Origin of the sequence: Streptomyces sp. NBRC 110028 (assembly GCF_001417735.1) — a bacterium.
Taxonomy (GTDB): Bacteria; Actinomycetota; Actinomycetes; order Streptomycetales; family Streptomycetaceae; genus Streptomyces.
This window is the reverse complement of sequence record NZ_BBUZ01000027.1, coordinates 255,005-268,015: the sequence shown is the minus strand read 5'-3', so window position 1 is coordinate 268,015 and position 13,011 is coordinate 255,005. Positions and strand designations below refer to the sequence as shown.

12 protein-coding genes and 1 pseudogene are annotated in these 13,011 nt (G+C 71.8%); 5 read left to right on the top strand and 8 right to left on the bottom strand.

Annotated features, from left to right (window positions below; all coding sequences use genetic code 11):
• Together ASC60_RS18400 and ASC60_RS18395 are read right to left on the bottom strand one after the other, a co-directional pair.
• Positions 1 to 220 (bottom strand): annotated as a pseudogene (locus ASC60_RS18400) (hypothetical protein); the annotation flags it as partial.
• A 216-nt stretch (positions 221 to 436) separates the two neighbouring features.
• Entirely contained in the window at positions 437 to 1,738 is a 1,302-nt protein-coding gene (locus tag ASC60_RS18395) for a CdaR family transcriptional regulator (protein WP_079038466.1), read from the bottom strand.
• A gap of 260 nt (positions 1,739 to 1,998) precedes the next feature.
• Between ASC60_RS18395 and ASC60_RS18390 the strand changes: the two genes are divergently transcribed.
• Positions 1,999 to 2,760, top strand: coding sequence for a dienelactone hydrolase family protein (locus tag ASC60_RS18390; RefSeq protein WP_055552215.1), 762 nt, complete (start codon positions 1,999 to 2,001; stop codon positions 2,758 to 2,760).
• A 77-nt stretch (positions 2,761 to 2,837) separates the two neighbouring features.
• Positions 2,838 to 3,641, top strand: coding sequence for a lytic polysaccharide monooxygenase (locus ASC60_RS18385; RefSeq protein ID WP_055552213.1), 804 nt, complete (start codon positions 2,838 to 2,840; stop codon positions 3,639 to 3,641).
• Positions 3,642 to 3,704: 63 nt separating this feature from the next.
• Here the strand turns inward: ASC60_RS18385 and ASC60_RS18380 are convergent, their stop codons facing one another.
• Complete coding sequence (locus ASC60_RS18380) at positions 3,705 to 4,151, bottom strand: hypothetical protein (protein ID WP_055552212.1); 447 nt, start codon at positions 4,149 to 4,151, stop codon at positions 3,705 to 3,707.
• A 112-nt stretch (positions 4,152 to 4,263) separates the two neighbouring features.
• The gene (locus tag ASC60_RS18375; protein ID WP_055552210.1) at positions 4,264 to 5,454 is read right to left on the bottom strand and encodes a LacI family DNA-binding transcriptional regulator; all 1,191 of its coding nucleotides are present in this window, start codon (positions 5,452 to 5,454) and stop codon (positions 4,264 to 4,266) included.
• 114 nt (positions 5,455 to 5,568) lie between these two features.
• Here ASC60_RS18375 and ASC60_RS41705 point away from each other — a divergent pair, with 114 nt between their 5' ends.
• Together ASC60_RS41705 and ASC60_RS18370 are read left to right on the top strand one after the other, a co-directional pair.
• A complete protein-coding gene (locus ASC60_RS41705) occupies positions 5,569 to 5,730 on the top strand; it encodes a hypothetical protein (protein ID WP_159043283.1) in 162 nt (53 codons plus the stop codon).
• Positions 5,731 to 5,897: 167 nt separating this feature from the next.
• Positions 5,898 to 7,634, top strand: coding sequence for a glycoside hydrolase family 13 protein (locus tag ASC60_RS18370; RefSeq protein ID WP_234357007.1), 1,737 nt, complete (start codon positions 5,898 to 5,900; stop codon positions 7,632 to 7,634).
• Between the two features lie 121 nt (positions 7,635 to 7,755).
• Here the strand turns inward: ASC60_RS18370 and ASC60_RS18365 are convergent, their stop codons facing one another.
• Entirely contained in the window at positions 7,756 to 8,583 is an 828-nt protein-coding gene (locus ASC60_RS18365) for an aminotransferase class I/II-fold pyridoxal phosphate-dependent enzyme (RefSeq protein WP_055552492.1), read from the bottom strand.
• Positions 8,584 to 8,871: 288 nt separating this feature from the next.
• On the opposite strand from ASC60_RS18365, the gene ASC60_RS18360 reads away from it, so the two are divergent.
• Entirely contained in the window at positions 8,872 to 9,981 is a 1,110-nt protein-coding gene (locus ASC60_RS18360; protein WP_055552207.1) for a mechanosensitive ion channel family protein, read from the top strand.
• A 36-nt stretch (positions 9,982 to 10,017) separates the two neighbouring features.
• Here ASC60_RS18360 and ASC60_RS18355 read toward each other — a convergent pair whose 3' ends face one another.
• The 3 genes from ASC60_RS18355 to ASC60_RS18345 are packed head-to-tail and all read right to left on the bottom strand — an operon-like array spanning position 10,018 to position 12,964.
• The gene (locus tag ASC60_RS18355) at positions 10,018 to 10,332 is read right to left on the bottom strand and encodes a DUF4387 domain-containing protein (RefSeq protein ID WP_055552205.1); all 315 of its coding nucleotides are present in this window, start codon (positions 10,330 to 10,332) and stop codon (positions 10,018 to 10,020) included.
• A 3-nt stretch (positions 10,333 to 10,335) separates the two neighbouring features.
• On the bottom strand, positions 10,336 to 11,697 hold the full coding sequence (locus ASC60_RS18350; RefSeq protein WP_055552203.1) for an acyclic terpene utilization AtuA family protein: 1,362 nt from the start codon (positions 11,695 to 11,697) through the stop codon (positions 10,336 to 10,338).
• A gap of 46 nt (positions 11,698 to 11,743) precedes the next feature.
• On the bottom strand, positions 11,744 to 12,964 hold the full coding sequence (locus ASC60_RS18345) for an MFS transporter (RefSeq protein ID WP_055552201.1): 1,221 nt from the start codon (positions 12,962 to 12,964) through the stop codon (positions 11,744 to 11,746).
• Positions 12,965 to 13,011: the final 47 nt, after the last annotated feature.

Genomic DNA, 13,011 nt, shown 5'->3' with positions numbered 1-13,011 from the left:
GCCGCCCGCGGTGCAGTTGACCACCACGGCGGCCGGAGCGGGAGTCGGGGTGGTCGGGACGGGAGTCGGAGTGGTCCGGACGGGAGTCGGAGTGGTCCGGACGGGAGTCGGGGTGCGGGCCGGGGCGGGGGCCCATCGCCTCCGGCGGCCGCGGTGGCATGACGTCGGCGGTGCGCACCGGGCGCGGTTGTGTGGCCTGCCCCCATGCGTGATCGGACATGTCGTGCTCCTCGTGGCGGATCCGTCCGGTACGGGTGGACGGGACCGCCACGACAGCAGCTCACCGGGACCGCCGTACAGTCCGTCGAGGGACCGCGTGGCAGAGGCACATGATCCACTGGCGGCCGTTGTGCACGCCCACACTCATCCTGGTCATGCGAAGCCGTTTACCGGCTTTCCGACCGCAAAGGTCTGTACCGGAGTCTCACGCCCCCGGTCAGGGCGACAGCAGTCCGTGTGCCGCGAGGGCGAGCGACAACTCGACGACGTCGCGCGGGCGGTGCAGTGTACGCCCGGTCAACTGCTCGTAGCGGCGCAGCCGGTTGAGCACCGTATTGCGGTGGCAGAACAGGGCCCGCCCCGCCTCGCGCGCCGATCCGTCGGCGTCCAGCCAGGCCGTCAGGGTCTTCAGCAGGACGTCCCGGTCGGCGGGTTCGAGCGCCAGGACGGGCCCGAGCATGCGGTCGGCGAGCGCGGTGGCCAGGTCCGGGGAGGACACCACCAGGGCCTCCGGATAGTGCTCCTCCAGCAGCGCCGCCCCGCCGGTGGCGGGGCATGCGCGCAGCGCCGTATCGGCGAGCAGCCGGGCCGCGTTCACGGAGGCCAGGCCCGTGACGGCGGGGCTGACCCCGGCCCGGGCGCCGGGCGGGACGGTGAGGGAGCGCGCCACCTCCCCGGGATCGCTGTCCCCGAGGAGGACGATCGCGTGGGCGGTGGACTCACCCGTGTGCCACACGGTACGGCCGCCGCCGTGGACCTCCGGCGGGCGCGGCGCGGCGGGTCCGGAGCCCGAGTGGTCCATGGCCACGACCGCGTAACGCCCCTGCTCGGGCAGGCCCAGTACCTCTTCCGCCTCCGGGAAGTCGCTCACCCGGGCGGTGCCGTCCAGAAGCGCCTCGACGATGATCCGGAACCGGTTCTCGCGGTGCCAGGCGAGCTGCCGTCCGACCTCGTGGTACGCCTCGGCGACGAGCGTGCAGTGCTCGTCGACGAAGTTCCAGATGTCGGACGCCACATGCACCAGCCCCCGGGCGCCCGCCGGGTCCTCCCGCGAGGCCGTCTCCACCAGCTCGTCCCAGACGACGGTGCACCCGATGCGGAAGCCGTGCAGCAGCGCGTCCAGCGGGAGGCCCTGGGCCGCGCGGTCGGCGCCGATCCGCCAGGAGACGGAGCGGGCCGTCTCCCGGGTCTCCTTGGGGTACAGCAGGGAGCGCACATTGTTGGACAGCGAGTCGTTGACGTCCCGCCACAGCTCGTGCGGATCGATGGAACCGGCGCGGTAGACCGGTTCTCTCTCCCGCATCAGGGCGACCACCTCGTCGGTCAGCCGGGGCAGTTCGTCGATCAGGACGCGGGCGGTCCGGTGCAGCAGCGCGATGGCCTCGGGGTCGGCCCGCGAGCGTATGGGCGGGCGGGCGGCGGGCATCCGGGGCAGCGCCCGGGCCCTGTCGGCAGACAGTCGGCTGGCAGAGCGCCCGGCGGCGGGGCCGACGGTGCGGGAGCCGGTGACTGGGTGCATGACTTTCCTCCACCTCTGACGTGCGATGTGCCGCTCGACGCGGCATCACGAGGCCCGCCCCGCTCCGGGCCGGGCCTCTCCCGCTATTGCATCATCGGCATACCGCCTGGTCGGTGTCTTCGGTCAATTCCCTTCCGCGCCGTCGCACCGTCAGGCCGCTGGAGCCGGTCCCCGGGGCCCCGGAGCCGCGGCGGTACGGTGGGGCCGCGCCGGCCATGGTGACCGGCGCTGCCCCCACGACGTGAGAGAAGGTTGCGGCAATGGTTTCCGCGCACGGCGCCTCCCTTGACATCCCCACCCCCGACGGGATTGCCGACGCCTACCTGGCCCATCCCGACGACGGGAACCCGCATCCCGGCGTCCTGCTGTACCCGGACGCGTTCGGGCCGCGCGCCTCGGTCGAGGAGGCGGCGAAGCGCCTCGCCGGCCACGGCTACGCCGTGCTGGTGCCCAACGTCCTCTACCGCGCGGGGCGGGCGCCCGTGGTGGAGCTGCCGGAGTTCATCGACCCCTCGAACCGGTCGGACCTCTTCGACCGGCTCGGCCCGCTGATGAGGGCGCACACGCCCGAACTGGCGATGCGGGACGCCGGGGCGTACCTCGACTGGCTGGCCGCCTCTCCCCAGGTCGCGGACGGGCCCGTGGGCAGCGTCGGCTACTGCATGGGCGGCGTGCTGGCGGTGCGCACCGCGGCGGCCCACCCCGAGCGGGTCGCGGCCGCGGCCAGCTTCCACGGCGGCCATCTGGTCACGGACGCCCCGGACAGCCCGCACCGGCTCGTCGACCGGATCTCGGCGGAGCTGTACTTCGGCCACGCCGACCAGGACCCGTCGATCCCGGCGGACCAGATCGCCGTGCTGGAGCAGGCGATGGACGCGGCCGGGGTGCGCTACCGCAGCGAGGTGTACGAGGGCGCCCACCACGGGTTCACACAGGTCGACACCGCCATGTACGACGCCGCCGCGGAGGACCGGCACTGGCGGGAGCTGCTGGCACTCTTCGAGCGCGCGCTGGGCAAGTAGCCGGGCGCCGCTGGGGCGAGTGACACGCCACCGGCGGCCCGTTGAACACACCGCCCCTCCCCCTCGTACTCCCCGGCATGACCGCGCATCGCATCGCCGCCTCGGCCGCCTTCGCCGGAACCGCCTCGCTGGTGTTCACCGTGGTGGGCGCCGGGCCCGCCCTGGCCCACGGGGCGCCGGTGGATCCGGTCAGCCGGACGGTGGCCTGCTCGCCGGAGGGCGGGCGGGAGGCGCGGTCGGCGGCCTGCACGGCGGCGAAGGCGGCCGGGGGCGCGGCGTTCGGCGAGTGGGACAATCTGCGCGTCGCCGGGGTGAACGGCAAGGACCGGCAGCGGATCCCGGACGGCAAGCTGTGCAGCGCGGGCCTCGATGGATACCAGGGGCTGGACCTGCCGCGCGCGGACTGGCCCTCGACGCGGCTCGCCCCCGGGGCCGCCCTCACGCTCGACTACCGCTCCACGATTCCGCACACCGGGACCTTCGAGCTGTATCTCACCAAGCGGGGCTACGATCCGACGCGGCCGCTGAAGTGGTCCGATCTCGACGCCGAACCGTTCGCGAAAGTGAAGGACCCGAAGCTGACCGACGGGGCGTATCACCTCAAGGCGAAGCTGCCGTCGGACCGCCGTGGCCGTCAGCTCCTGTACACGATCTGGCGCAACTCCAGTACGGCGGACACGTATTACTCCTGCTCGGACGTCGTGCTCTCCGCCGGGGCCGGGAACGGCGGCACGCCGGCGCCCGCCGATGGCACCGCCGAGCGCGCCGACGACGGCGACAGCGGCGCCGGCAGCACCGCGATGCCACTGGTGGCGGGCGGTTCGGCCGCCGCCGTACTGGCGGCCGCCGGGGTGTTCGTGACACGGCGTCGCCGCCGCTGAGTGGCAGCGGCGGCGAGCCGTCGGGTGGTGCGTCAGGTGGTGGGGTGTGCGGGGCCGCGCGGATTACCAGCCCTTGGTCACCCGGTGCGCGGTGAGGGATCCGCAGTTCGATCCGTAGGTGTAGGTCGCCTGGTTGTCGATGCCCCCGGCCCAGTCGATGCACTTCCCGCGCCCGGTGTCGTAGATCGGACCGGCGTAGGACTTGTACAGGCCGCTGTCCTGCTGCGGCTCGTCCGAGCCGTTGACGTAGAGGTACGCGAACATGTTCTTCGCCGCCCCCGCCGAGTTCCGGACGGTGACGACACAGTTCTTGCCCTTGGCGGAGTTGTACGTCAGGAAGACGGTGCCCTGGGAGCCGACCGGCGCCGAGTTCACCACCTTGTACCCGCTGCCGCAGGCCCCGTTGTACGCGGCCTTGGCCGCCGCCGAGGCGGACGGGGCCAGGACCACGCTGCCCGCGACGGCCGAAGCCAGGACCGCGGTCGCGGCAACATAGCGTGAAATCTTCATATTTCCCCCTTGTGACCCTAGAACGCTTTTTGCGTCATCCAGGTGACATGTGGGTGCCCAGGATGGTTGTACGGGAATCCGCTGGGACCGGCCCGAACGGCAGTGCCCCGGATCAGGCCGGTGTGCTGGCGCGGATGACGAGACGGGTGGGGAGTTCCGGCAGCGCCGCACCGGCCACGGCTGCGGGTGGGAGGCCAGGCGCCCCATGGCCGGAGCGGGGGTCGGGGCGGTGCTCGCCGCAGTGGTCGGTGTGGTCCAGGAGCAGCCGGGCCGCCGACTCGCCCTTCTCCACGGTGGGCTGATGGACCGTGGTGAGCGGCACGGCGGCGGTGGCGGCCGCGGGAATGTCGTCGTAGCCGATGACGGCCAGATCGCCCGGCACGGCGAGGCCGTACTCCCGGACGGCCGCGCACGCGCCGAGCGCGAGGGTGTCGGAGACGGCGAGCAGCGCGGTGGGGCGCGGGCCCGGCGCGGTGAGCAGGGTGTGGACGGCCGTGCGGATCGCCGCGATGTCGTTCCTGCCGCATTCGATGACGGTGAGGTCCGCGAACGGCAGCCCCGCCTCGGCCCACGCGTCGCGGTAACCCAGCAGCCGACGGCGCAGGATGGCGCTGGTGGTGGCGAGGGCCTCGGGCCAGGTGGCCGGGCCGAGCCGTGGCTGCACGGCGAGCTTGTCGACCAGGATCACGGCCCGCCGGTGGCCGAGGCCGACCAGATGGCGGGCGGCGCGCCGGGCGCCGCCGAAGTCGTCGACGGTGACGAATCCCGCCCAGGCGCCGCCGAAGCGGTCCCGCCCGGTGTCATGGCCGGGCGAGTCCACGGCCAGCACCGGCAGTTCACGCTTGACCAGGATGTCGAGACCGGGGTGGTCCTCCTCCACGCTGTACAGGAGCGCGGCGTCGATCACCGCCTTCTCCAGCGCCGCGAGCGGCGCGTCGGCCACCTGCTGGACGGGGGCCGCGGCGTGCCGGGCGAGCGGTCCCACGGCGGGCGGCAGGGCGAGCAGGGTCATGGTGGTGCGGCGGCGCTGGAACTCACGGGCCACGCCCTCCAGGAAGGCGGTGGCGGCCGGGTCGGCGAACGCCGTCTCCAGCGGGAGGGGCAGCACCACCCCGACGGTGCCGGTGCGTCCGCGCCGGAGCGACGCGGCGGCCGGGTCGGGACCCGCGTAGCCCACCTCCTCGGCGGCCTGCAGGACCCGTTCGCGCATGGTGGCGGAGAAACGGCCGGTGTCGTTGAGGACGTTGGAGACGCTCATCACCGAGACCCCCGCCGTGCGGGCCACATCCTTCAGCGTCGCCATCCGCTCTCCCGGTTTGCTCCGGCTTCTCGTGATCGCTTGCCGCTCACCCCCATCCTATGACACTGTGCTTTATCGATACATCAACGGTGATGTGCCGCACGAGAGGGCCTGTCCGTGAGCAGTCAGAGGCACCATATGCTCGCCGGGGTACCGTACGCCGCCCCCGCCCCGGCCGCCGACGCACCGCGTCCGGCCGCGCCCCTGAGCCGCAAGGCCCTCAGCCGCCGGACCCCCGGCCGCCCGGCCGCTCACCACAAGGCCCCGCGCGGCATCTGAGACCCGGCCCGGGGCCTGACGAGCGCCGTCCGCACCACACCTGACCGGCCATCGCGCCGATCCGCGACAACCTGCCGCATGGCGCCGGACCGCCCCTGCCCCGCCGACTCCCCACGTCGGCGATCGCACCAGCAAGAGCCAGCACGAACCAGTAATGGGATGGACGCATGACAGCCCCGGATGAGCGCCGGACGACCTCGATACCGGCGAGTGACGAGGCATCGGGCCTCGCCACGGCCACTACGGCGCCCCGCCCCTCCACACATCGCACGGAGGGCTCACCCCACGCCTGGTGGCGCGACGCGGTGATCTACCAGATCTATCTGCGCAGCTTCCTCGACAGCACCGGGGACGGCATCGGCGACCTCGCCGGGGCCCGGCTGGGGCTGCCGTACCTCAAGAAGCTGGGCGTGGACGGGATCTGGCTCAGCCCGTTCTACCCGTCGCCGCAGCACGACCACGGGTACGACGTCGCCGACTACCTCGACGTCGACCCGATCTTCGGCGATCTGGACGAGTTCGACCGGCTGGTGCACGACGCCCACCGGCTCGGGCTGAAGGTCCTCATGGACATCGTTCCCAACCACTGCTCCAGCGAACACGCCTGGTTCAAGGCCGCCCTGGCCGAGGGCCCCGGCGGACCGGCCCGGGCACGCTTCCACTTCGCCGACGGCCGCGGCGCGGACGGCGAACTGCCGCCCAACAACTGGCACGCCATGTTCGGCGGCCCCGCCTGGAGCCGGGTCACCGAACCCGACGGCACCCCCGGCCAGTGGTACCTCCACCTCTTCACCCCCGAACAGCCCGACCTCAACTGGCGTGAGCCGTCGGTCGGCGAGCACTTCCACGAGGTGCTGCGGTTCTGGCTGGACCGGGGTGTCGACGGGTTCCGTATCGATGTGGCGGCGGGCCTGTTCAAACACCCCGACCTGCCCGACTCCGACGACCCCACCATCGACGAACGCACCCGCGACTCCGTCAACCCCCTCGCCTGGAACCAGCCGGAGATCCACGAGGAGTGGCGCCGCTGGCGCGCGATCTGCGACGAGTACGCGGCCCGCGACGGGAACGACCGGCTCCTGGTCGGCGAGGTCTCCGTGCCGACGCCGCTGGAGCAGGCCAAGTACGTGCGTTCCGACGAGCTCCACCAGGCCTTCTTCTTCCACCTGCTCACCGCGCCCTGGAACCCGGACGTCTTCCGCAAGGTGATCAGCGAGGCGATGCGGGACATCGCCGACACCGGCTCCACCGTCACCTGGGTCCTCAACAACCACGACCAGGTCCGCACCGTCACCCGGTACGCGGGCGAACCGGCGACCGGCGAGGTGACGTGCCTCGGCCCGGCCCGGGCCCGCGCCGCCGCCCTGCTGATGCTGGCCCTGCCCGGCGCCGCGTACGTCTACCAGGGCGAGGAACTGGGCCTGCCCGAGGTGGTCGACCTGCCGGACGAGGTGCTGACCGACCCCATCTTCCACCGCACCGGCAGCCGTCAGCACATCCGCGACGGCTGCCGGGTGCCGCTGCCGTGGTCGGGGCTCGCCTCGCCGTTCGGCTTCACCACCGGCGAGGCGGTGGCCCAGCCGTGGCTGCCGCAGCCCGAGTGGTTCGCCGAACACGCCACCGACCGGGCCCTGGCCGACACCGACTCGTTCTGGCATCTGTACCGTGAGGGGCTGTATCTGCGGCGCAGCCTTCCGCAGATGGGCGAGGGCCCGCTGGTGTGGATGGAGTCGCCGCCCGAGGTGCTGGCGTTCATGCGCGGCGACGGGCTGGTGTGCGCGATCAACTTCAGCGACCACCCGGTCCCGGCTCCGGTCACCGGCGCGCCGATTCTGGCCAGCACCTCCTGCCCGCCCGGGACGCTGCCGGGCAGCGCCGCGGCCTGGTGGATCACCGATCTGTGATCGGCTGACGCCGACGGTCCCCCGGACCGGCCGTACAGCGCGTCGTGCTGACGGCCGGTCCGGGCGGCGCTCAGGAGCGGGCAGGGCTCAGGAGCGGGCAGGGCTCAGGTGAGGGCGGGGCTCAGGTGAGGGCGGCGGCCCTCCGCCGTACCGCCTCGGCGAGCAGCTCCGGCGAGGTGGCCAGGTTGAGCCGGACATGGCCCGCCCCGCCCGTACCGAACGGCAGCCCGGAGTTGAGGGCCACCCGGCCGCGGTCGAGGAAGACGGCGGCGGGGTCGTCCCCCAGGCCCAGGGCGCGGCAGTCGAGCCAGGCGAGGAAGGTCGCCGGACCCGGCCGGTAGCGGACCCCGGGCAGGTCCCGGGCCAGCAGAGCGGTGAGCAGCGCGCGGTTGTCGTGGAGCCCGCCCAGCAGGGCGTCCAGCCAGTCCCCGCCCTCGCGCAGCGCGGCGGTGTGGGCGATGACGCCGATGTGGCTGAGGCCGTGGCCGACCTCTTCGGGGAGGCGCGCCAGGTCCTCGGCGGCGCCGGGCCCGGCGATGGCCAGCGCGGCCTTGAGCCCGGCGAGGTTCCACCCCTTGGAGACCGACATCAGCGACAGCCCGCTCTCCGCGCCGGACACGCTCAGATACGGGGTGCTCACATCGGGCACGATCGCCGTGCGTTCCACGGCGAGCCCGTCCCAGCCCCAGCGCTCCCGGGCGAAGCCCGCCAGCGCCTCGGCGTACGCCGTACCGGCCGGATAGCCGGTGTCGCCGAGAGCCATCGCGTCGGTGACCGCCCGCACCACCGGCTCGGCGAGCGGGACGTCCATCTCGGCCACCCACAGCGGCAGCACGTCGTCCGGGTAGGTGCGCCACTTCATACTGGTCCGGCGGCGCAGTCGGTCGAGGGAGAGCCGGTTCAGCGGGTTGGGGTCGTCGTCGGCCGGGTGACGCGGAATGAGATCCATGTCATCCATATCTCCCATGCTGCTCTCCCACCCTGCCCATGTTGTCCCTGTGTCCCATGCCGTGACGATGGGCCGATTCCGGCATGCCGGTCATGGCCGGGCGGTCATCGGGAGGTTGACGGGATACGGCAAGATGGCAGGTCGCGTCGAGGCCGTGTGTACGTGCCGCGACGGAATCGGCACATCCTCCGCACGAACAGGTGACCAGGTGAGCAGCAGACAGAACTCCGGGCCGGTGACGACACGGTCCGCCGCTCCGAGGGCGGCGGCCACGTCGGGAGGTGAGCGGTGAACCGGGCACTCACGCTGCACGACGTCATCGTGGTCGGCGCCGCTCTGATAGCCGCCGCCGCGGCCGGAGTGCTGCTGCGGATGGGGCTGCGCTGGCTGGGCGAACGGGCCCGCAGGACGCGGTGGAGCGGGGACGACATCATCGTCGACACCCTGCGCGCCCTGGCCCCTTGGGCGTCCATGGCGGTGGGCGTGTCGTCGGCGGCCGCGGCGCTGCCGCTGACCCGTACGCTCGGCCACACCGTCAACCAGGTGGTGATCGCGGCGCTGATCCTGGCCACCACGGTCACGGCGGCGCGGGTCGTCGCCGGTCTGGTGCAGACGCTGGCGCTGTCCCGGTCCGGGGTCGCGGGCACGGCCACCATCTTCGTCAACATCACCCGTATCGCGGTGCTGATGATGGGCGTGCTGATCCTGCTGCAGACACTGGGCATCTCGATCGCGCCGCTGCTCACCGCGCTGGGCGTGGGCGGTCTGGCGGTCGCGCTGGCTCTGCAGGACACCCTGGCCAACCTGTTCGCGGGGGTGCACATCCTGGCGTCCAAGACGGTGCAGCCCGGTCACTACATCCGGCTCAGCAGCGGGGAGGAGGGGTACGTCGTGGACATCAACTGGCGCAACACCACCATCCGTCAGCTCTCCGACAACCTCGTCATCATCCCCAACGCCAAGCTGGCGGGCACGATCACCACCAACTACCACCAGCCGGGGCAGGAGATGTCGGTGATGGTGCAGGTGCGGGTCGCCTACCGGAGTGACCTCGAACATGTCGAGCGGGTGACGGCCGAGGTGGGTGCGAAGGTGATGGCCGATGTTTCCGGCGGCGTGGTCGATTTCGAGCCGAGTATCCGCTTTCACACGTTCGGCGAGTCCGGCATCGACTTCTCGGTCTTCCTGGGGGCTCTGGAGTTCAGCGACCAGTACCTGATCAAGCACGAGTTCATGAAGCGGCTGCACCGGCGCTATCAGGCCGAGGGCATCGAGATTCCGCTGCCGATGCGTACGGTCGTCCTCCACCAGCCGGGCCAGGTGCCACTGCCCGCCCAGCGCACCGGCGAGCCGGACCTGCCCCCGGGCCCCATGACGGCCCCGGGTACGGTCTCCTGACCGGTCCCCGGGGCGGCTCGGCCGGCGCCTACCGCGTCACGCCGGGAGGACTTCCATGTCCATGAGCGGGGCGTACTGCTGGCCGGCATAACAGTCGGTGTCGTGCAGACCCCCCTGGACGGCCGGACGTGGCAGGGAAACCTTGACGGCGAGGGCGAGGGGGTGGTTGACGACGAGGATCTGGTCGGGATCTGCGCTGTACAAGGTGGCGAAGAGGTTCTTGTTGAGGAAGCCGGTGGCGACGAGGGCGTCGTAGGCGGCTTGGTCGTGGCACATGAAGTCGAAGGTGAGGGTGAAGGGGCCGGCGTTCTTGGAGCGGATGAGGGAGCAGTAGTCGAGAAGGGTGGTCATGGGTTACAGCTCCTCGGTGACGGTGCGGAACAGTTCGGTGGGGGTGATGCCGGTGGCGACGTGGTTGAGGGTGAAGCGGTACAGGGCGCCGCGGTCCATCTCGGGTGGGGAATAGGGGTAGGCGAGGGTGGAGACCAGGCCGTCGTACTCGGCGATGGGCAGGTGGCTGCTGGCGTGTGCGACGAAGGTGGCGATGGCGTGGGCGGTCTCCTGGTCGGGTGCGGTGACGGTGATCAGGACACCGAGTTCACGTGGGGTGAGCGGATCGGGTTCGCTGCCGGTGAGGACGGCTCCGGCGCCGTAGAGGCGGTAGTCGATGTCGATGTCGGCGGGGTCGACCCGGCCGTTGAAGACGTCGAGGATCTTGGCGTCGAAGTACTGCTTGGCCGTCGGCAGGAGCTTGGGGAGGGCGTCGATGACGACGCGGTCGCGCACGCCGCCGATGATGACGGTCTGGTAGCCGACGAGTTCGGCGCCTTCGAGCTTGTTGGTGTAGCCGTCAGCCGGGAGGTAGCGGGCACCGCGGACGCGGACGGTCTGCTCGTCGACCGCCTCGTAGGTCGCCCCGGTGGTGTCCAGCACGCCTGAGGGTTCGGCGATGTGATAGGGGTCGGCGTTCTCGTACAGGGTGTGTGCGGCCACCGACCGGGGGGTCAGGCGGGTGCCGGCGGCCAGTGTGGTGACATCGAAGTGGTCGTCCCGCAGTGTGACGAGCAGGCCGTTGGCGGACGGCGGGATGGCGCAGGCGGCGCCGCACTCGATGGTCTTGGCCATATGCCAGGTCAGGCCCGGGTCGGCCCCCCGCATATGGGGCAGAGCGGCGAAGAGGGCGGTGTCGCTGGCACGACCGGCGAGGATGACGTCGCAGCCGTCCCGGAGGGCTTCCTGGAGGGGCTCGACGCCCATCATCGCTACGGTGTGGCTGCGCTCGAACAGCTCACGGTCGATCTCCGGCGCGTTCGCGAGGGACCGGATGCGGCCCGCGTCGTAGAGGTCCTGGAGGCGCTGGACGGGCTGGTCGGAGTAGATCAGGCCGAGCTTGAAGTGCAGGTTCTCTTCCGCGGCGAGGGCCCGGGCGAGGGAGGCGACCTGGTCGACCCCTGTGTCTCGGCCGGAGGTGCCGCAGGAGCCGATGATCAGCGGCACACCGAGCTCGTCACGGGCCTTCAAAAGCAGCCGCAGATCGCGGGTGACCGCCTGGGCGGACAGCTTCGGGGTGCCCGAGCCCAGGGCGGCGGGGCCGGAATCGGTGGAGCCGGCGTCGCAAGCGATCACGTCCGGGCGGGCGGCGAGGCCGCGCGCGAGCGCGTCGGCGTCGAACCCGGCGCCGAGCGCGCCGGTAGGGGCCAGGATGCGGAGTTCCATGAGGATGGTGCCTTTCGTTGTGTCCGGGAGCGGGAGTCGCGGGGCGTCAGGCGGTGGCGCGGTCAGAGGCGCGTCGGGCCAGGCGGGTGAAGACGAGGAAGGTGACGCCGGCGGCGACGGCGGCGTTGAGGAACATGTAGCGCCAGCTGGTCAGGTCGACCGTGGTGCCGAGAATGGCCGGGCCCAGTGCCATGCCGGACGCGGAGGCGATGGTGTAAAGGGCGGTGTACGTGCCCAGCACCTTCTGCGACGGCGCGAGGTTCCACAGCGCGACCAGCGCGTTGACCGCGAACGCCGCGTACCCGAGGGAGGCGAGCACCATCGCCGCGATGGTGCCCGCAGCGGTGGGGACGGTGAAGCCGACCAGGACTCCGACGATGAACAGGACGACGCCGTATCGCACCACGCGCAGTGCCCCCAGCCGGTTCGAGGCGTAGGCGATCGGCAGCACGGCCACCAGGAACGCGACCGCGCCCGGGAGCGTGAGACCGCCGGCCTCACCGCGGCTCAGGCCGAGAACCTGCGTGCCGTACGGGGTCATCAGCGAACGCAGGGCGGACCACATGCCGGCGAAGCAGAAGATGCCGATCATCAGCAGCAGCGTCGGGCTGGACGGGGAACGCAGCGCGTCCTTCAGCACCGCCCACGGAGAGCCGAACTCCGGTACCTCGTCGGCCGTCTCCTCGAAGGGCATGACGGCGGCGGTGTGGCGGCGGCCGAGGAAGGCCCAGGCCAGGCCGAGCGTGATCAGCATCAGCAGCGGGGGGATCGCGAAGGCGAGGCGAAGGGACCGGTCGACGACGAAGAGGCTGATCAGCGACGAGACGACGATGGTCAGGCTGACGCCGGCCTTGATGAAGCCCTGGGCCCTGCTGCGGGCAGAGGGCGCGACGTAGTCCGAAATCAGGGTCTCGGTGACGCCCTTGAAGGCGTTGGCGATCGCGGCGAAGCCGACCGCGCACACCAGCAGCGCCGGCAGGTTCGTGGTCCAGGGGATGAGGATGAACGGCACGCTGGCGAGTGCTGCGCCGACCAGGACGATCGGCCACCGGCCGGCGCGGCGGCGGGCGAGCTTGTCGGAGAGGAACCCCACTGACGGCTGGGTGATGATGCCCCAGGAATGGTCCAGGCCCATGATCAGCCCGATCACCCCCGCGGAGGTGAAGTAGTGCCGCAACTGCTCGGGGACCTGGGCGTCATAGAAGTTCCACACCGCTTCCTGCGCGAATACGGCGAGGGTCACCCAGAGCACCGCACCGCGGTTCATGCGCTCACCCACTGCCGGGCCGGGCGATGTCGTGGCCGCGTCGGAGG

Coding starts and splice junctions, on each gene's coding strand:
- ASC60_RS18365 (WP_055552492.1), bottom strand. CDS start 8,583: ATGGATCTCATTCCGCGTCACCCGGCCGACGACGACCCCAACCCGCTG.
- ASC60_RS18385 (WP_055552213.1), top strand. CDS start 2,838: ATGACCGCGCATCGCATCGCCGCCTCGGCCGCCTTCGCCGGAACCGCC.
- ASC60_RS18345 (WP_055552201.1), bottom strand. CDS start 12,964: ATGAACCGCGGTGCGGTGCTCTGGGTGACCCTCGCCGTATTCGCGCAG.
- ASC60_RS18355 (WP_055552205.1), bottom strand. CDS start 10,332: ATGACCACCCTTCTCGACTACTGCTCCCTCATCCGCTCCAAGAACGCC.
- ASC60_RS18395 (WP_079038466.1), bottom strand. CDS start 1,738: ATGCACCCAGTCACCGGCTCCCGCACCGTCGGCCCCGCCGCCGGGCGC.
- ASC60_RS18370 (WP_234357007.1), top strand. CDS start 5,898: ATGACAGCCCCGGATGAGCGCCGGACGACCTCGATACCGGCGAGTGAC.
- ASC60_RS18350 (WP_055552203.1), bottom strand. CDS start 11,697: ATGGAACTCCGCATCCTGGCCCCTACCGGCGCGCTCGGCGCCGGGTTC.
- ASC60_RS18390 (WP_055552215.1), top strand. CDS start 1,999: ATGGTTTCCGCGCACGGCGCCTCCCTTGACATCCCCACCCCCGACGGG.
- ASC60_RS18375 (WP_055552210.1), bottom strand. CDS start 5,454: ATGGCGACGCTGAAGGATGTGGCCCGCACGGCGGGGGTCTCGGTGATG.
- ASC60_RS18380 (WP_055552212.1), bottom strand. CDS start 4,151: ATGAAGATTTCACGCTATGTTGCCGCGACCGCGGTCCTGGCTTCGGCC.